We start from the raw sequence: 17,546 nt of genomic DNA, 5'->3' as shown, positions 1-17,546 counted from the left end.
GGTATACAGCCCCCTAACGCAACCGAGCGCGCGCTTATGCGAAACAGAGGGCGCCGATCCTGTCAAATCGGGCCGGGGCGGCGCTCTTCACTCAGCAGGACATTGGCCTCAACCGCGCCAGCGCCCGGCAACATCATGATCCGGCGGCGCAGCACCCGTTCAAAATCGGCGATATCACGCGCCACGACCCGCAGCCTGTAATCATAAAGACCCAGCACATGCTCTACCGTCTGCACTTCGGGTATGGCGCAGGCCGCGCGTTCGAAATCTTCCAGGCTGACACGTCCCTTGGTGGCCAGTTTCACCCCCAGAAACACCGTCACGCCATAGCCCAGCGCCTCGGCATCCACAAACAGGCGACGCCCCGCGATCACGCCGCCCTCTTCCAGCCGCCGGATACGCCGCCAGGTGGCCGGTTGCGACAGGCCCAGCATCCGCCCCAACGCGCCCGCGCTCTGGTTGGCCTGTGCACTCAGCGCGCGCAGCAACTGACGGTCTGTATCGTCCAGCATGATCATACCGGCACCCTGTCATCGGCCTTGATCCGTGCAATCTGCATCAGCGCCTCGATATCGGCGATATGGGGCAGGGTCAGAATCTGGCTGCGATAGATTTGCTGATAATGCGCCATATCCCGCGCGATCACTGAAAGACGCGCATCGACACTGCCCAGAAAGGTCTGGATTTCCAGAACTTCCGGCACCTCGCGCGCGGCGGCAATGAAATCGTCAAAGGCGCGCGGCTGAGTCTTGTCCAGCGTGATCCGCAGGCTGACCTCGACAGTAAAGCCCAGTGCGGCCCAGTTGATCCTGATCCCCTGCCCCTGCAACACGCCATTGGCCTGCAACCGCTCCAACCGGCGCGCACAGGTGCCCGGCGTCAGGCCGCACCGTTCGGCCAGTTCGGACGTGGCAAGGCTGGGTTCCGCCTGCAACTGGCGCAACAGGCGACGATCACTGTCGTCAAGCATGAAAAAACCGCATATTTCCATTTGTCCGAATAAGAATATTCATTTGTCCAAAAATACTCGAAAATCCGACATTCACAACCCGTGAAACGCTGCTAGGGTCGCGCTCAATCTGAACCTTCCGAACCAAAGGACATACCATGCGCGTTTATTATGACCGTGACTGCGACATCAACCTGATCAAAGACAAGAAAGTGGCCATTCTGGGCTACGGCTCCCAGGGGCACGCCCATGCGCTGAACCTGCGCGACAGCGGTGCGAAAAACCTGTGTGTCGCCCTGCGCGAAGGCTCGGCCTCTGCGGCCAAGGCCGAAGGCGAAGGGCTCAAGGTAATGGGTATTGCAGAAGCCGCGGCCTGGGCCGATCTGATCATGTTCACGATGCCCGATGAATTGCAGGCGGAAACCTACAAGAAATACGTGCATGACAACATCCGCGAAGGTGCCGCGATTGCCTTTGCCCACGGTCTGAACGTGCATTTCGGCCTGATCGAACCCAAAGACGGCATCGACGTGATCATGATGGCCCCCAAAGGCCCCGGCCACACGGTGCGCGGCGAATACACCAAAGGCGGCGGCGTGCCCTGCCTTGTCGCGGTCGACAAGGACGCGTCGGGCAAGGCGCTGGAAATCGGCCTGTCCTACTGCTCGGCCATCGGCGGCGGACGGTCCGGCATCATCGAAACCAATTTCCGCGAAGAATGCGAAACCGATCTGTTCGGCGAACAGGCCGTGCTTTGCGGCGGTCTGGTTGAATTGATCCGCATGGGCTTTGAAACACTGGTCGAGGCCGGTTACGCGCCGGAAATGGCCTATTTCGAATGCCTGCACGAAGTGAAGCTGATCGTCGATCTGATCTACGAAGGCGGCATTGCCAACATGAACTATTCGATCTCGAATACGGCTGAATACGGCGAATACGTCTCTGGCCCGCGGGTCCTGCCCTATGATGAAACCAAGGCGCGGATGAAGGCGATCCTGACCGATATCCAGACCGGCAAGTTCGTACGCGATTTCATGCTGGAAAACGCCGTTGGCCAGCCGTTCTTCAAAGGCACGCGCCGGATCAACGACGAACACCAGATCGAAGCCACAGGCGAAACACTGCGCGGCATGATGCCGTGGATTTCCGCCGGCAAGATGGTCGACAAAGCCAAGAACTGATTGCGCGCGGGAAACATCCCGCCCTGATCTCCACGGGGGGTGCCACACGCGGGCACCCCCTTTCTTTTCAAGGACACGCCCCTCCATGCCCAATCCCGGTGCCCGCAACTGGGCCAAACTTGTTCTGCTTGGCATGATCTGGGGCGCGTCCTTTATGTTTGTGTCGGTCGCCCTGAACGGGTTCGCGCCGATCAGCGTGGCGGCCGCGCGTATCAGCATCGGGGCGCTGACGCTTTACATCATGATACGCGCGCTTGGCGTCAGCCTGCCGGACTGGTCCGCGCCGCAGGGGCGCGCCATCTGGGCCGCAGCGGCGGCGATGGGGCTGTTTTCGAACGCGCTGCCTTTTACCCTGCTCAGCTGGGGGCAAACCTATGTGGCCAGCGGGTTCGCCGGTGTCTGCATGGCGGTCGTGCCGCTGTTTGTATTGCCTCTGGCGCATTTTTTCGTCCCAAGCGAACACATGACATTGCGGCGCGGCATCAGTTTTCTGATCGGGTTTTCCGGGGTAATTGTTCTGATCGGTCTGGACGCGTTTCAAAGCATCGGCAGCGATTACGAGGCTCTGGCGCGTGTCGCCTGTCTGGGCGCGGCGCTGTGTTATGCCATCGGGGCCATTGTCACGCGGCTGTGCCCGGCCACGAACATGCTGTCCCTATCCGCAGCGGCCATGCTGTGCGCCGCTGTCATGATCGTGCCAGTCGCACTTTGGCAAGAAGGCGTTCCCGCCCGCCCCGATACCCTGTCGCTGGCGGCGATCCTTTATCTGGGGCTGTTGCCAACGGCGCTGGCACAGATTCTGCTGGTGCAGGTGATCCGCGATGCCGGGCCCAGTTTTCTATCGATGGTCAACTATCAGGTGCCGGTCTGGTCGGTGCTGTTTGGCGCACTGCTGCTGAATGAGGTGCTGCCGCCCCAGTTGCTGATATCGCTCGCGCTGATCCTTGGTGGCCTGTTGCTTAGTCGCAAGCGGGTGCGCGCGCTCGTCTGACTGGTTTTGCATCAAGGAAGCAGACAAAGAATACCTTGTCGCGCTCAACACATTGCATCACAAGTCACCGAAACAACGCATTCTGTGTCCGCCATCCCGATGGCCTACGCATTTCAATCCGCAAAAGGCCACCATGACACAGCCCCCTGAAATCACACTGAAAAGCTGGGTGATGGTGGCCACTCTGGGCCTGACATGGGGCGCCACCTTTATTGTTATCGAAATCGCACTGCGGGGGATCACCCCGTTCTGGCTGGCGGCTGCCCGGATCGGCTTTGCCGCGGCGCTGATGGGGCTGATCTGGGCCGTGCGCGGCGCGCGGCTGTTTCAGGCCCGACCGACACGGGCCAATCTGATGACCTTGCTGGCCGCAGGCGCGTTCAGTGCGGCAACGCCATTCATGCTGCTCAGTTGGGGGCAGCAATATGTTACGTCCGGATTTGCCGGTGTGTCGATGGCAACCGGCCCATTGATGGTTCTGCCACTGGCGCATTTTCTGGTGCCGGGCGAACGGATGACATGGCGTAAGGCGCTTGGGTTCGTGATCGGGTTTTGCGGCGTGGTGGTTCTGATCGGCGGAAACGCCTTTGAAAGCAGCGGTGCCGCATTTGAAACACCGGGGCGGATCGCGTGTCTGGGGGCCGCCACCTGCTACGGTTTCAGTTCGGTTCTGATGCGGCGTCTGCCGGCGATTGATCCGATCGGGCTTGCCACGGTGCTGTTGCTGATCGGATCGGCCATCGTGGTTCCGGTTGCGTGGGCCGTCGAAGGGCCGCCACCGATGCCTGATCGCCAGACGCTGATTGTACTGGCTGTGCTGGGGCTGATCCCGACTGCGGCGGCGAACCTGTTGCGGGTGCTGGTGGTGCGCACGGCGGGCCCGGTGTTCATGAGTCTGACCGGCTATCAGGTGCCGGTCTGGTCGGTCATTTTGGGTGCACTGATCCTGTCGGAACCCTTGCCTCCTTCGCTCTTGCTGGCAATGGGTCTGATCCTTGGCGGCGTCGGGTTAAGCCAGTACGGCGCGATTTCGCGATTGATCAACAGCGTCCGCGCTAGGACGCCACGGCATCGGTAACCGCATCGACAACACGATCGACGGCGCGTTCCAGAAGATCCGCATCCTCGCATTCCGCCATGACGCGCACCAAAGGCTCGGTTCCCGATTTCCGGATCAGCAAGCGGCCTTTTCCATGCAAATCCGCCTCGGTTTGCGCAATCGCCGCTTTCACTTTTTCAACTTCCAACGGCGCTTGACCTACAGAATACCGTACATTCTTTAACAATTGCGGCACTGGGTCAAAACTATGCAGCAAGGCGCTGGCCGGTCGGGACGAACGGATCATTTCGGCCAAAAACTGAAGGCCGGCCATCAATCCGTCGCCCGTTGTGGCGTAATCGGACATCACGATATGGCCCGATTGTTCGCCACCCAGATTAAATCCGCCCTCACGCATTCGTTCGACAACGTACCGGTCGCCCACGGCGGTGCGTTCCAGACCGATGTTATGCCCGGCCAGAAACCGTTCCAGCCCCAGGTTCGACATTACCGTTGCAACCAGCGCCCCGCCTTTCAGGCGGTTTTCGCTGGCCCAGCGCGCCGCCAGCAACGCCATGATCTGATCGCCGTCGGCAATTTTGCCCGACTCGTCTATGATAATCACGCGGTCGGCATCGCCATCCAGGCAAATGCCAACATCCGCGCCATGGGCAACAACTGTTTCGGCGGCCCTTTGCGGATGGGTCGAGCCGCAATCCTTGTTGATGTTCAACCCATCAGGGGCCACCCCCAGAGGGACAACATCGGCACCCAGTTCCCACAGGATTTCGGGGGCCGCGCGCCACGCCGCCCCATTGGCGCAATCGATTACGACCTTGACGCCATCCAGCCGCAGATCAGACGGAAAGGTGGATTTGACCCGCTCGGCATAGCGGAACCGTGCATCATCGATGCGTCTTGCACGCCCGATATTGCCCGCCTGCGCCGGTTCGACGCCTGTGTTTACCAGCGCCTCGATCTCGGCTTCGGCCTGATCGGACAGCTTGTATCCGTCGGGGCCGAAAAACTTGATCCCGTTGTCTTCCGCCGGGTTGTGGCTGGCCGAAATCATCACCCCCAGATCACCGCGCATGGATCGCGTCATCAACCCGACCGCAGGCGTTGGCACCGGGCCAAGGGTCAGTACATTCATGCCCGTCGATGTCAGCCCGGCAGTCAGCGCGCTTTCGAACATATAGCCCGACAGGCGGGTGTCCTTGCCGATGATGACCCGGTGCACGCCCTTGCTGTCGCGGCGGAAGTACCGGCCCACGGCGGCCCCTATTTTAAGAGCCATTTCTGCCGTCATCGGATAGGTATTGGCCGTGCCGCGCACACCGTCCGTTCCAAAAAGCTTACTCATGACGGTCCTCATCCCAAATGGCATCGTGCAATCTGACGGCCTGTTTCGTCATCGCCACATCATGCACACGCAAAAATTGCACGCCCTGCCCCAGTACCGCAAGGGCCACCGCAATCGACCCCGGCGCGCGAGCTGCGGCGACAGGTTCCTGCCCGATGGTTCCGATGAACCGTTTGCGCGACGCGCCCAGCAGAACCGGACAACCCAGCGTGTGAAACAGGCTGATGCGGCGCAAAAGGGCCAGATTATGCGCCTGCGTCTTGCCGAAGCCGATCCCTGGATCAACCAGAATACAAGACCTTTCGACACCGCAAGACACAAGCAAATCTACCCTTTCTTCCAGATAATCATACACATCCAACAACACATTGTCGTAGTGCGGGTTGTCCTGCATCGTGGCCGGATCGCCCTGGGCATGCATGACGCAGACCGGCACAGCGCGCTGCGCACAAAGTTTCGCCAGGTTCGGATCAAAGGTAAAACCCGACACATCGTTCACCAGATTTGCCCCCGCGCCCAGCGCCGCCTTGGCCACCGCGGCTTTACGCGTATCGATGGAAATTGGCGTTTCTGTTCGCGCGCGCACCCCTGCGATAACCTGTGCCGTGCGCGCGATTTCATCGGCAACAGACACTGTTACCGCACCGGGGCGCGTCGATTCTCCGCCGATGTCGATCATGTCGGCCCCCGCCTGCACCATGTCGAGCGCGGAACGGATCGCCGCATCGGGTGCCCCGTGCACTCCGTCATCGGAAAAACTGTCAGGTGTGACATTCAGGATGCCCATCAGGCGCGGCCTATCCAAACTCAGGCCGGCAATCGGTGCGCGCGGCGCTGTCATGGCCTGGCGCGCGTTTTCCGGCACATCTGACAGCGGTATGATCTTGGGTTTGGTTTCGCGCGACAGACATTCAACATGGGACGCAAAGCAAAGCCCCCCTGCCAGTTGGGCCGCGTGCGCGGTGCTGGCCGGTTCCATCATTGGGATCGGGCGATAATAGGACTTCATGGCCCTTTCCTGCGCGATGCGGCGCCCAAAGGCAAGCGCCGTCAGATCGTCTTTTGATCCACCGGAATCGCGCGCAATGGCACGTCAGGGGCGGTGGGCAGGTCAGACCCGATCACCAGCATTTCACCCGCGTGGAATGTCGCCGCAAACCACGCGGCCAGCGCAACTGCATCGCTGGGATGGGCCGATGGGCCATCGACAGCGTCAAGAACGATCTTGGAGGGCGCCCATACGCTGATCTGGCCGTTCTTCATGGCCCAGTCCAGTTCGGTCCGGGTTGAAACCACGACACAGCGCGCATCACGCGCCGCCAGAACCCACGCGTTCTGTTCGATCGCCAACAGATCAATCCGGCGTTGCGCCAGTTTGTGTTGCGCTTTCGGGGCGGGGGCGTCTGCCGCCCCGACACACAGGATCAGCGGGCGGCCCATATTTTCCAACTGGTCAACCCAGCTTGTCAGATTGGGCGACGCAATCGCGTCATTCGACAGATAGACCAGTTCGGGTGACAGCGTCTGGCCTGCCGGAGCTGGCGCTGTATCCTGAACGCGAGAGCGCACAATTTCGACACCCAAAGCACCGGGGCCGCGATCCAGCTTTTCAATCCGCACAAAGGCCCGCATCGCCTGCGGTTCCAGCAGGATGCGGTCGGCAATACGGCCAGCCAGCGTTTCCAGCAGGTTCAACCGCTCTTCGGCAAGTTCGTGCGCGATGGCTTCGGTCACACGATCATAGGACAGGATACGGTCTACATCGTCATCAATCTGTCCGCTCAGCGGGCGCACTTCGACTACGATGTTGAAACAGATCCTCTGGGTGGTGCCCCGTTCCGCCTGAAACGCGCCGATCTCGACTTCGACAATGTGGTCGCGCAGCGAAATTCTATCAAGCGGCGCATCCGGCGCGGTTGCTTCGGATCGTTCAGACGGATGCGCAAAGGCCAGACGAATTTCGGAAGTCATGGGAAACGGGCCTTTTTTCGTATCTGTTTGGGCTGCACCATAAATGCGTGGCGACCGAATAGCAGCCCTGCACGCGCCATACCAGCGGCCGAAAGCGTCTTGGACAGGGAAATTTTGAAAACGGTTCAGGCGTTGATGGGCCAGCGGCCCGAACCCCCTAGGGTTTGGACTGCGTGCTGACCGACGCGGCACGATAGTTGTGCCGGTAGAAAATGTGTACGCCGATATTGGCCGTTTTTGTGTAAACCCGCGCCCATTTAGGACGCACGGCAGTGGTGTGATAATGCGTGGCCCCGTTCGTGAGGTCGGGTGCGGCGCCATCCAGCACTGCCCGCGCAACCTTGCTGACGCGTTCGTAAGCTTTCGGCTCGCGGATCACTTCCTTGTTGCCATCACAGGTGTAGGTGAACTGGCACTGATACTTCTTGCCGGTTCCCTGATTGATCACGCCACACAGCGTACCGGGAAAACGGCTGCTTTCCACACGGTTCAGGATCACCTCGGCGACTGCGAACTGGCCTCTTACGGATTCACCGCGCGCCTCGAAATACAGCGCTTCGGACAGGCAGCGCCATTGCGCATCGCCGTCGGCCTTGGGTTGCGAATCCAACCAGGATTTCGAGAACGAGATGGTCGCCGGACGCTGCTTTGGCTCTGACACCAGTTTCCTGATCCGCGTGTCCGGCACTGCCGTCAACGACTGCCGTTCCTGCGCCATTGCGGTCCGGAATGTTGCGTCTGATGCCAGCGCGCCTTCCGCAGAAAACGCCATAACAAACCCAACACCAATCACGGCTATTGCCGCGCACCAAACCTTGTAGAAATACATGACAGCCCCAAACCACAGCCCCAAACGGCGGTTGGCGCACCTCCTCCCAGATGTGCAACCAAGGCGGTCTCTAACCAGTTTTGGAAATAACGTCCAGTTTGGGGCAAAAAATAGGCGGAAACACACTGTTTACCAGCTTACCCGCGCCCCACCGAATATTGTGCCGACGCGCATATTTTGCCGAAGGCAACGGGTTTCATCACTGTATTTTGTGTGAAATCGCCAACTGAGCAGCGGCCAATCTGGCCACCGGAACGCGGAAAGGAGAGCACGAAACATAGTCAAACCCTGCCTGACGGCAAAATGCAATCGATTCGGGATTGCCACCATGTTCGCCACAAATCGACAATGTCACGTGCGGATTCGCATTGCGTGCCCGCTCTGCTCCGATGCTTAGCAATTCGCCAACCCCATCCACGTCCAACACATGGAACGGGTCTTCGGAAAAGACACCCTGCTGCACATAGGTCGACATGAAACGGCCCGCGTCATCGCGTGACAGGCCGTATGTCATCTGGGTCAGGTCATTTGTCCCGTAGCTCAGGAAGGACACATAGGGCGCGATATCGCCTGCCCGCAAGGCAGCGCGCGGTGTTTCGACCATCACGCCAAGACGGTAGGTAAAATCACGGCCCTTTTCGGTGCGCACCGATGCGGCCACGGCATCCACCCGCGCCTTGACCATTTCAACTTCGCGCTTGGCGCTGACCAGCGGGATCATGATTTCCGGCACCACCGGCTCTCCGTCGATACTGGCCTCGATCGTGGCCTCGAAAATCGCGCGCGCCTGCATGTCGTAGATTTCGGGCACCGTGATGCCCAGACGTACACCGCGCAAACCCAGCATCGGGTTGTATTCGCCCATCGCCTCGACACGGCGGATCACATCGGACACCGGCAAATTCAGCGCTTCGGCCAGTTCGCGCTGGCCGTCCCGGTCAGAGGGCAGGAATTCGTGCAAGGGCGGATCAAACAGACGGATGCACACCGGCTGGCCCTGCATGATGCGGAACAGTTGGGTAAAATCCTCGCGCTGCATGGGCAGCAGGCGGGCCAGCACCGCGCGGCGATCATTGCTTTCATCCGCAAAGATCATTTCGCGCATGACCGTCAGACGGTCTTCATCGAAAAACATGTGTTCGGTCCGGCACAAGCCGATACCCTGCGCGTTGAAATTACGGGCCGTCTGGGCATCGTCGGGCGTATCGGCATTGGCGCGAATATCGATGTCGCGCTCTTTGTCGGCCCAGCCCATCAAGTCCTGAAACGCGTCATCCAGCGCCGCTTCCAGCATCGGCGGCTCTCCGGCAAGGATCTGTCCGCTGGTGCCATCCACTGTAATAATGTCGCCGGCGCGCAAGATACGCCCATCGGGCACGATCAGCTGTTTCTTGGCCGTCTGGAACCGGATCGAAGACGCGCCAACGACGCAAGGCACCCCGATTCCGCGCCCGATTACGGCAGCGTGGCTGGTGATGCCGCCCCGTTCCGTCAGAACGGCGCTGGCCGCATGCATCCCGCGCACATCTTCAGAAGAGGTTTCGCGGCGCACCAGAACACAGGCTTCGCCGCGCGCGGCGCTGGCTTGCGCTTCGTCCGCCGAAAACACGATCCGGCCCGTCGCGGCACCGGGGCTTGCGGCGATACCGGCGCCCAGCACGTCGCGGGGTGCGTCGGGGTTGATCTGGCGGTGCAGCAATTCCGTCAGGGTGCGCGGTTCGATCCGCATCACCGCCTCTTGCGCGGGAATGATCCCGTCATGCACCAGTGACACCGCAATGCGCACCGCCGCCCGGGCCGACCGTGCAACGCGAACGCCATCCAGAATGTGCAGAACGCCATCCTGCAACGCAAACTCGACCTGCATTTCCTCGCGCAGTTGCGTGCGCATCAGGCTGGCATGCGCCTTGAGATCGGCAAACGCCTTGGGTGCCAGTTCTTCCAATGATGGGCCGCGCGGATCCTGCTCCAGATAAAGGGCGGCTGCATCACCCTGCAACGCATCCCGGCCCTGTGACTGGGACAGGTAGCGCCCGGTGATCTGCGGCTGGCCCGTGACGGAATCGACCAGTTGCAGAACGCCTGACCCGCTTTCGCCCTGCCCGACACCAAACACCATCTGTTGCACCACAAGGCCCAGACCGGCATCTGCCGGCGCGCCCTTGGCCTGCCGCAGCAGACGCGCCGATGTGCCATCCCAGGCCCGCGCCATGGATCGCAACACGCCCGACAATTGCACAACCGGCTCTTGCGGGAAGGGTTCTTCGGTTTCGTCCTCATAGGCGCGCAGCGTTTCGGTCAGCGCGTCGGGGCCATCACCATCAACCGTGTCGAACATATCAGGGTCAAGCCGTGCCACGTGGATCGCATAGGATTGAACAAACCGCAGATACAGCGCGCTTGCCGCATTCGGGCCCAGCGTGTCGCACAACTGGGTATAGCGCGCGTCGTTCATTCCGATGTTCAGAACCGCGCCCGGCCCGCCCCAATCGGGATCTTCCGATGAAGGGCGCACACATAACAGATCGCCAGCGTCGAATTGCTTCAAGACCGATGCAATGTCCGGCATATCGCCCGATGCAATCCCGTGCACTGCATCAAAGGACAGCGCGACCGTTCGCGGCACAGGCAGATCAAGCCGCACCAGACGTTGCAGGCATTTGGCACGCCCGCCATGGGTTGCGGTCGCCACCGGCGCATCCGCCGAAATCAGGGTTGTTGTCGGGTTTCTATGCATGTTGCTGCGCTGCGGCACCTTTGTTGGATGGCGCAGCATAGGCACAGAACCGCCATGCGCAAGTAGGGCTTTGTTTCGCGGGATGCGACTGTTTAGCCTTCTATTCGTGTCAGATCGGCCACCGAAGAACAGACCGTGCGGATACGGTGCAACAGGTTCAGCCGGTTGCGCCGCACCGTCTGGTTGTCGACGTTGACCTGAACATCGGTAAAAAACGCATCAATCGGCGCACGCAGGGTGGCCATAGCGTGCATCGCGGCGGTGAAATCCTCCTGCGCCATGGCAGGGGCGATTTTCGCCTCGGCGGCATCCAGTGCGGCAAACAGTTCGGTTTCCGCGCCTGCCTCGGCAAATTTGACGTCCGGACCATAAGAATATTCAACGCCGTCGTTTTCTTCGGCCTGCAACAGAATGTTGTTGGCCCGCTTGAAGCCTTGGATCAGGTTTTCGCCATCTTCGGTTTTGACAGTGTCGTTCAGCGCAGTGGCGCGTTTGACCAGCAGCGTCAGGTCATCGTTTGCAGGCATCGCGATGCACGCATCTATAATGTCGTGACGGATGCCCTGATCGCGCAGATAAACCTTGAGCCGGTCATGCAGGAAAGACAGCAGGTGTTCACTGACATCGGGCAGGCGCTTTGCGATCCCGTCGATCCAAGACCCTTCCTTGAAATCCGGCTTTTCGGCGGCATCGTCAAACCGTGTTTTCACGGTGCGCAACGCCGCCCCGAATACGCCATGCTCTGCGATCTCACTCAGGGTTTCTTCCATTGTGTGCAGATCAAGCGCGGGCGGGGTGCCGTTGGCCTGACGAATTTCAAACTTCAGAAGTTCCGCGTCGATCATCCGGTCTAAATGCAGGCGGGCGCTGTTTTCCAGCACCAGCCGGATCACGCCCAGAGCGGCACGGCGCAATGCGAACGGATCTTTCGATCCGGTGGGTTTTTCATCAATCGCCCAGAACCCTGCCAGGGTGTCCAGTTTGTCCGCCAGCGCCACGGCCACCGAAACCGGCGCGGTTGGTACCGCATCGGATGGGCCCTGGGGGGCATAATGTTCCTGACTGGCGGCGGCGACGGCATCGGAATACCCCGCGGCAGAGGCGTAATAACGCCCCATAAGCCCTTGTAATTCCGGAAATTCTCCGACCATTTCCGAGCTGAGATCGGCCTTGGCCAGTTGTGCGGCCTGTTCCGCCTCGTCCGCATCCGCGCCGACAAAAGGGGCGATATCGCGCGCCAGTGCTGCAATACGCTGAACCCGTTCGGCCTGTGTTCCCAGTTTATTGTGAAACGTCACATTTTCAAGGGGTTGCGTCCAGATACTGATGTCAGATTTCGCAATACGCAGATCGTTTTCCCAAAAGAATTTGGCATCGGACAGACGGGCAAAAAGAACCTTCTGGTTGCCCGCCAGAATGGTCGCGCCATGATCGGGGGTTTGCACATTCGCAACTGTCACAAACCGTTCGATTCGTCCGGTTTTAGGGTTGCGCACGGAAAAGAATTTCTGATGTTCGCGCATCGAGGTTTGCAACACCTCGGGCGGCAAATCCTTGAACGCCGGATCAATCGTGCCCATCAACACAACGGGCCATTCGACAAGGCCCGCCACCTCGGTCAACAGGGCGGCATCTTCCACCACTTCAAACCCGTTGGCAAAGGCCTGATTTGTGGCGTCGGCCCAGATGTGATCGGCGCGTTCAGCGGCATCCAGAACGACGAATGCGCGTTTTAGCTTCGCACTGTAATCATCGAAATTAGTTACAGAAAACGCATCCGGCGCCATAAAGCGGTGGCCCCGCGTCATGTTGCCCGCCACGATCCCGTCCACCTCAAGCGGCACGGTCTGCGCGCCGTCTTCCGCGCTTAGAATACACAGGATCGATTGCAGCGGACGCACCCAGCGCAAACTGCCTGTGCCCCATCGCATGGATTTGGGCCATGGAAAGTTCCGGATCGTATGGTCCAGAACCTCGGCGATAATGTCGGGTGCGGGGCGGCCGGGCCGTTCCATCACGGCGTAGAACACGCGGCCCTTTTTCTCATCCCGTTCTTCCAGATCGGCGCGCGTCACGCCAGCGCCGCGCAAGAACCCTTCGATCGCTTTTTCGGGCGCATCAACGCGCGGGCCTTTGCGCTCTTCGCGCAGCGACGGGCTGTGATCCAATACGTCCTCAACCGTCAGGACAAGACGGCGCGGCGTGGTAAAGGCCGCTGCGCTGGCATAGGTCAAACCGGCCTCGACCAGACCGTCTGTCATGCGTTTTTTCAGGTCTTCGCCAGCGCGCGCCTGCATACGTGCGGGGATTTCCTCGGAAAACAGTTCAATCAGCAGATCGGGCATTGCGGGCGGCTTTCTTGTTCAACGGTTCCGGTCAGGTCCATTCCAGGTTGACCTTGGTGGCGGGATATTTGGCAGCGAACCGTTTGCGCAAGGCTTTCAGACGCGGGCGCAAGGCCGGAAATTTTCCCTGATGGGTCTCTACGACAGTCAGGCGAACAGCGTCAAACAGGTCGTGCTGTTCCATCGTTTCCAGAATGTCCAGTTCGGCCCCTTCGATGTCCATTTTCAGAAATGCGATCTGGCCGTGTTCCACTGCTGTTTCGCGGATCAGACGGGGCAGATCAACGGTTTTCACCTGTGTCGTCGTATCAGCCTGATCCGCCATCAGATGCCCCCCGGCCACGATTGTGCTGCGGCTGGATTTCGCGGCCGGATCATCCTTGAAGTCATGAGCACGTATCAGGGGAGCAACCCCGTCCTGCGTGCCGACGGCAACATTATGCAAAGTAACGTTGTCGGCGTCGGAAAACCGCTCGGACAGGCGGGCAAATGCCACAGGATCGGGTTCGAATGCGTGCACCTGCGCGCCGGACTGCGCCAGTTGCACCGTGACATCACCCACATTCGCCCCGCAATCAAAAACGATATCGCCTGCGCGCAGCATCGAAATAACGCCCTGCAGCATACCCTGGGCGCGCACCCGTTTCACGCGCCGTTTGTTGCGCCGGCGCATCTCGTCCAGTTCAGCCTGATGGGCCGGATCGGCCATAACGCATCCTAACTGGGTTCACGGGCGCGGCGGGCATTCTTCGCCGATCACCGTGCCGTCATAGGCTTTTTCACCACATTCATTCAGTTCGTGCCAGACATAACCACGCCCGTCATCGGTGATCGCGACAACGCGGTCCACACCGTAACGGATGTTCTTGGCGCCCAGAAAGACCTGTGCGGTGCCCGCATCCAGAGCCTGCGCGATGGCGGCTGCATCAAAACAGTCAAACCAACCCGGTGCATTGCGCGGCGTTACATCCTGCAACGGAACATAGAGGCCACCAGCCGTTTCCAGATCCAGACCGGTTGTGAAACAGGCACGATAGCGGATCGGGCTGGATTGCGCATCAATGGCCCGGAAATCGTCATAGGGGATGGTTTGCGGCTGCTCTGTGCCTGCCAGAGCCATTTGCACATCACCGACGCCGTCCGGCGTCACCTCTTCATAATAGCCGTAAACCTGCAAATAATACATCGCACCGCCCGCCAATGCGGCGATCAGCACCAGCATACCCACCAGAAACTTGCCCATCAGGCCGCCTGCCCGCCCGCAGCGGTTTGCACAAACGCATCCGCGCATTCCTTGGCCAGCGCGCGCACGCGCCCGATATAGGCCTGCCGTTCAGTGACAGAGATCACGCCGCGCGCGTCCAGCAGATTGAAAATATGGCTGGCCTTGATGCACTGATCATAGGCGGGATGCGCCATGATGATGCGCTTTCCGGTCTTGGGATCGTCTTTGGGCTGCTCCAGTATGGCGCGGCACTCGGCCTCGGCCTCCTCGAAATGGCGCAACAGGACGGATGTATCGGCCACATCGAAATTCCAGCGCGCGTATTCTTCTTCGGTCTGTTTGAACACATCCCCATAGGTCAGCGCGATCGGGGCATCGGGATCATTGAACGGCATGTCCATCACGTGATCCACGCCCAGAACATACATCGCCAACCGTTCAAGACCATAGGTCAGTTCGCCGGAAACGGGGTGGCAATCATGTCCGCCAACCTGTTGAAAATACGTGAATTGCGACACTTCCATGCCGTCACACCACACTTCCCATCCAAGGCCCCACGCACCCAGTGTCGGGCTTTCCCAATCGTCTTCGACAAAGCGGATATCGTGCATTCCCATGTCGATGCCGATGGCTGCCAGTGATCCAAGATAAAGATCCTGCAAATCCGGCGGGCTGGGTTTGATCAGCACCTGATACTGGTAATAGTGCTGCAATCTGTTGGGGTTTTCGCCATAGCGCCCGTCTGTAGGGCGGCGCGAGGGTTGCACGTAAGCGGCCGCCCATGGCCGGGTGCCAAGACTGCGCAGTGTTGTCGCGGGATGAAATGTGCCGGCCCCAACTTCCATGTCATAGGGTTGCAGCATGGCACAGCCGCGCGCCGCCCAATAGGACTGCAAGCGCAGGATAATTTCCTGAAAGGACCGGGGCGGATTGGGTGTGCTGTTCATCGGTTTTGGCCTTTGGTTGACGGCAAATCGCAGCCCGTCCGGCCCCGAATATACGCGCACCTTACCTAAGCTGCCACACCGGCGGGGTCAATTGTGACAGAAGCGGTAATTTGGCCGTGCAAATCATGGCAATTCGGTTAAAAGCCTGCTTTATTACGCCAAGTTTCACCCGTCAGAGGCCGTCCACTTGTTCAAGCATTTTTTCACGCCGGTCGTCATAGCCGTTTTCCTGTTGGTGTGCGCACCTTTCAATCGCGCACTTGCACAGGATAACGATGTTGTCTGGGTTCAGGTCGAAGCGCAGCCCAGCCTTGCCGAGGCACAGGACCGCGCGCGCGCCTATGCCGCCAGATTGCCTGATGTTAACGGTTTTGCCATGACCAGCGGGTGGTATGCCATCGCACTTGGCCCCTATGCCCGTGAAGACGCAAATCAGGTTCTTAGGGTGTACCGTTCGGAAGGAACGATCCCGCGTGACAGTTTCATCGCGTTTTCATCCAGCTTTCGCCAGCAGTTCTGGCCGGTGGGTGAAAACCTGCTGAACCGTGGCGTGCTGGCGCCGCCGGTGATTTCGTCATTACCCCAGCCCGAAGCGAATTTGCCTTCCATTATACAGACGACACCGGACCCTGCCGACGAAACCCCAACCGAGGCCCGCCGCAGCGAGGCGCAGCTGTCGCGCCCGGATCGGGAAGCCCTTCAGGTGGCGTTGAAATGGGCCGGATTCTACGATTCGACGATTGATGGCGCGTTCGGGCGCGGTACCCGCAATTCGATGGCCGCGTGGCAGCAGGCCAACGGGTTCGAATCGACGGGTATCCTGACAACGGCGCAGCGCGCTGCGCTTCTGGACCAGTACAATGCCGTGCTGAAAGGAATGGACCTGAAACTGGTGCGCGACACCCAGGCCGGGATCGAAATCATGATTCCAACCGGCGTAGTTGCTTTTGAAAAATACGAACCACCCTTTGCCCATTACGCGGCAACCGGTGATCTTGATGCGCAGGTTCTGCTGATCAGTCAGGCTGGCGATCAGGCCACTTTGTTCGGCCTTTATGACATCATGCAAACGCTGGAAATCGTGCCGCTGACCGGGCCGCGCGAACGTGACAGCGACAGTTTCCGCCTGATCGGGGAAAGCGGGATGATGATCTCGCAAACCGAAGCATGGCTTGAAAACGGCGAAATCAAGGGTTTTACGCTTGTCTGGCCGGCTGGTGATGAAGAACGCCGCCGCCGCGTTCTGGGCGAAATGCAGAAAAGTTTCGCGCGCCTTGGCGGTGTTCTGGACCCAAGCATCGGTGCAGATGCTCAGCAAAGCATTGATCTGGTCGCCGGCCTTGAGGTGCGCAAACCGCGCCTGTCGCGATCCGGTTTCTTTGTGGATCGTGCCGGTACGGTTGTGACGACCGCGGATGCGGTGGAAAGCTGCACCCGTATCACGCTGGACGATGAACATGATGCAAACGTACTGACGCTGGACACCAAACTGGGCGTTGCCGTCGTGCAGCCCGCAACAGCGCTGGCCCCGTTGGGTGTTGCGCGGTTCGCCGGTGCTGTGCCACGTCTGCAATCAGACGTTGCCGTGGGCGGATATTCCTACGAAGGCATACTGGGCGCGCCAACGGTAACGTTTGGCACCCTGTCCGACCTGCGCGGGCTGGCTGGCGAAGACCAGATCAAACGTCTTGCGCTGACCCCGTTGCCGGGCGATGCCGGTGGCCCCGTTCTGGACACTGGCGGGCATCTTCTGGGCATGCTTTTGCCGCGCTCCAACTCTGATCAGACATTGCCGGAAGACGTGAATTTTGCGGTAAACGGTGCGGCGATCAAAACCGTGCTGGATGCCGCGGGATTAAGCGTGAATGCCGTCGACCGGTCCGACCCCCTGCCGGTCGAGGATATCCGCGAACGGGCCAGCGGAATGACCGTTCTGGTCAGTTGCTGGGACTGATACAGCGTACATTCC

At 59.9% G+C, this 17,546-nt stretch carries 15 protein-coding genes; 4 read left to right on the top strand and 11 right to left on the bottom strand.

The window, feature by feature from the left end; all coding sequences use genetic code 11:
• Positions 1–62 precede the first annotated feature (62 nt).
• Complete coding sequence (locus tag C1J05_RS05730) at positions 63–518, bottom strand: Lrp/AsnC family transcriptional regulator (protein WP_114869409.1); 456 nt, start codon at positions 516–518, stop codon at positions 63–65.
• Positions 515–970 carry an Lrp/AsnC family transcriptional regulator gene (locus C1J05_RS05725; protein WP_114872146.1) on the bottom strand — a complete coding sequence of 152 codons (456 nt, stop codon included), beginning with the start codon at positions 968–970 and terminating at the stop codon, positions 515–517. Before C1J05_RS05725 ends, C1J05_RS05730 begins: the two co-directional genes overlap by 4 nt.
• Before the next feature lie 137 nt (positions 971–1,107).
• Between C1J05_RS05725 and ilvC the strand changes: the two genes are divergently transcribed.
• The 3 genes from ilvC to C1J05_RS05710 all read left to right on the top strand — a co-directional run bounded on the left by ilvC (position 1,108) and on the right by C1J05_RS05710 (position 4,199).
• On the top strand, positions 1,108–2,130 hold the full coding sequence (ilvC, locus tag C1J05_RS05720; protein ID WP_114869408.1) for a ketol-acid reductoisomerase: 1,023 nt from the start codon (positions 1,108–1,110) through the stop codon (positions 2,128–2,130).
• A gap of 85 nt (positions 2,131–2,215) precedes the next feature.
• Entirely contained in the window at positions 2,216–3,121 is a 906-nt protein-coding gene (locus tag C1J05_RS05715) for a DMT family transporter (protein WP_114869407.1), read from the top strand.
• A 133-nt stretch (positions 3,122–3,254) separates the two neighbouring features.
• Positions 3,255–4,199, top strand: a complete 945-nt coding sequence (locus C1J05_RS05710; protein WP_114869406.1) for a DMT family transporter — start codon at positions 3,255–3,257, stop codon at positions 4,197–4,199.
• Here the strand turns inward: C1J05_RS05710 and glmM are convergent.
• The 9 genes from glmM to C1J05_RS05665 all read right to left on the bottom strand — a co-directional run bounded on the left by glmM (position 4,177) and on the right by C1J05_RS05665 (position 15,577).
• A complete protein-coding gene (glmM, locus tag C1J05_RS05705) occupies positions 4,177–5,523 on the bottom strand; it encodes a phosphoglucosamine mutase (RefSeq protein WP_114869405.1) in 1,347 nt (448 codons plus the stop codon). The genes C1J05_RS05710 and glmM overlap by 23 nt on opposite strands.
• The gene (gene folP / locus C1J05_RS05700; protein ID WP_114869404.1) at positions 5,516–6,532 is read right to left on the bottom strand and encodes a dihydropteroate synthase; all 1,017 of its coding nucleotides are present in this window, start codon (positions 6,530–6,532) and stop codon (positions 5,516–5,518) included. The genes glmM and folP overlap by 8 nt, the downstream gene beginning before the upstream one ends.
• 41 nt (positions 6,533–6,573) lie before the next feature.
• The gene (locus C1J05_RS05695; protein WP_114869403.1) at positions 6,574–7,494 is read right to left on the bottom strand and encodes a dihydroneopterin aldolase; all 921 of its coding nucleotides are present in this window, start codon (positions 7,492–7,494) and stop codon (positions 6,574–6,576) included.
• A gap of 157 nt (positions 7,495–7,651) precedes the next feature.
• A complete protein-coding gene (locus C1J05_RS05690) occupies positions 7,652–8,266 on the bottom strand; it encodes a cell wall hydrolase (protein WP_114872145.1) in 615 nt (204 codons plus the stop codon).
• Positions 8,267–8,522: 256 nt separating this feature from the next.
• Positions 8,523–11,060, bottom strand: a complete 2,538-nt coding sequence (locus tag C1J05_RS05685) for a putative PEP-binding protein (RefSeq protein WP_114872144.1) — start codon at positions 11,058–11,060, stop codon at positions 8,523–8,525.
• 92 nt (positions 11,061–11,152) lie between these two features.
• The gene (gene glyS / locus C1J05_RS05680) at positions 11,153–13,405 is read right to left on the bottom strand and encodes a glycine--tRNA ligase subunit beta (RefSeq protein ID WP_114869402.1); all 2,253 of its coding nucleotides are present in this window, start codon (positions 13,403–13,405) and stop codon (positions 11,153–11,155) included.
• A gap of 31 nt (positions 13,406–13,436) precedes the next feature.
• On the bottom strand, positions 13,437–14,114 hold the full coding sequence (locus C1J05_RS05675; RefSeq protein WP_114869401.1) for an FkbM family methyltransferase: 678 nt from the start codon (positions 14,112–14,114) through the stop codon (positions 13,437–13,439).
• Between the two features lie 18 nt (positions 14,115–14,132).
• Positions 14,133–14,648 (bottom strand): DUF6446 family protein, encoded by a 516-nt coding sequence (locus C1J05_RS05670; protein WP_205389085.1) that lies wholly within the window; start codon positions 14,646–14,648, stop codon positions 14,133–14,135.
• Positions 14,648–15,577, bottom strand: a complete 930-nt coding sequence (locus C1J05_RS05665; RefSeq protein WP_114869400.1) for a glycine--tRNA ligase subunit alpha — start codon at positions 15,575–15,577, stop codon at positions 14,648–14,650. Before C1J05_RS05665 ends, C1J05_RS05670 begins: the two co-directional genes overlap by 1 nt.
• Before the next feature lie 187 nt (positions 15,578–15,764).
• On the opposite strand from C1J05_RS05665, the gene C1J05_RS05660 reads away from it, so the two are divergent.
• Entirely contained in the window at positions 15,765–17,531 is a 1,767-nt protein-coding gene (locus C1J05_RS05660; protein WP_114869399.1) for a serine protease, read from the top strand.
• Positions 17,532–17,546: the final 15 nt, after the last annotated feature.

This window comes from Sulfitobacter sp. JL08 (assembly GCF_003352045.1).
In the GTDB taxonomy this organism is placed as follows: Bacteria; Pseudomonadota; Alphaproteobacteria; order Rhodobacterales; family Rhodobacteraceae; genus JL08.
Note: the sequence above shows the minus strand (reverse complement) of the source record. Positions and strands in the feature narration are given on the sequence as shown.

Coding starts and splice junctions, on each gene's coding strand:
- C1J05_RS05730 (WP_114869409.1), bottom strand. CDS start 518: ATGATCATGCTGGACGATACAGACCGTCAGTTGCTGCGCGCGCTGAGT.
- C1J05_RS05725 (WP_114872146.1), bottom strand. CDS start 970: ATGCTTGACGACAGTGATCGTCGCCTGTTGCGCCAGTTGCAGGCGGAA.
- ilvC (WP_114869408.1), top strand. CDS start 1,108: ATGCGCGTTTATTATGACCGTGACTGCGACATCAACCTGATCAAAGAC.
- C1J05_RS05715 (WP_114869407.1), top strand. CDS start 2,216: ATGCCCAATCCCGGTGCCCGCAACTGGGCCAAACTTGTTCTGCTTGGC.
- C1J05_RS05710 (WP_114869406.1), top strand. CDS start 3,255: ATGACACAGCCCCCTGAAATCACACTGAAAAGCTGGGTGATGGTGGCC.
- glmM (WP_114869405.1), bottom strand. CDS start 5,523: ATGAGTAAGCTTTTTGGAACGGACGGTGTGCGCGGCACGGCCAATACC.
- folP (WP_114869404.1), bottom strand. CDS start 6,532: ATGAAGTCCTATTATCGCCCGATCCCAATGATGGAACCGGCCAGCACC.
- C1J05_RS05695 (WP_114869403.1), bottom strand. CDS start 7,494: ATGACTTCCGAAATTCGTCTGGCCTTTGCGCATCCGTCTGAACGATCC.
- C1J05_RS05690 (WP_114872145.1), bottom strand. CDS start 8,266: ATGGCGTTTTCTGCGGAAGGCGCGCTGGCATCAGACGCAACATTCCGG.
- C1J05_RS05685 (WP_114872144.1), bottom strand. CDS start 11,060: ATGCATAGAAACCCGACAACAACCCTGATTTCGGCGGATGCGCCGGTG.
- glyS (WP_114869402.1), bottom strand. CDS start 13,405: ATGCCCGATCTGCTGATTGAACTGTTTTCCGAGGAAATCCCCGCACGT.
- C1J05_RS05675 (WP_114869401.1), bottom strand. CDS start 14,114: ATGGCCGATCCGGCCCATCAGGCTGAACTGGACGAGATGCGCCGGCGC.
- C1J05_RS05670 (WP_205389085.1), bottom strand. CDS start 14,648: ATGGGCAAGTTTCTGGTGGGTATGCTGGTGCTGATCGCCGCATTGGCG.
- C1J05_RS05665 (WP_114869400.1), bottom strand. CDS start 15,577: ATGAACAGCACACCCAATCCGCCCCGGTCCTTTCAGGAAATTATCCTG.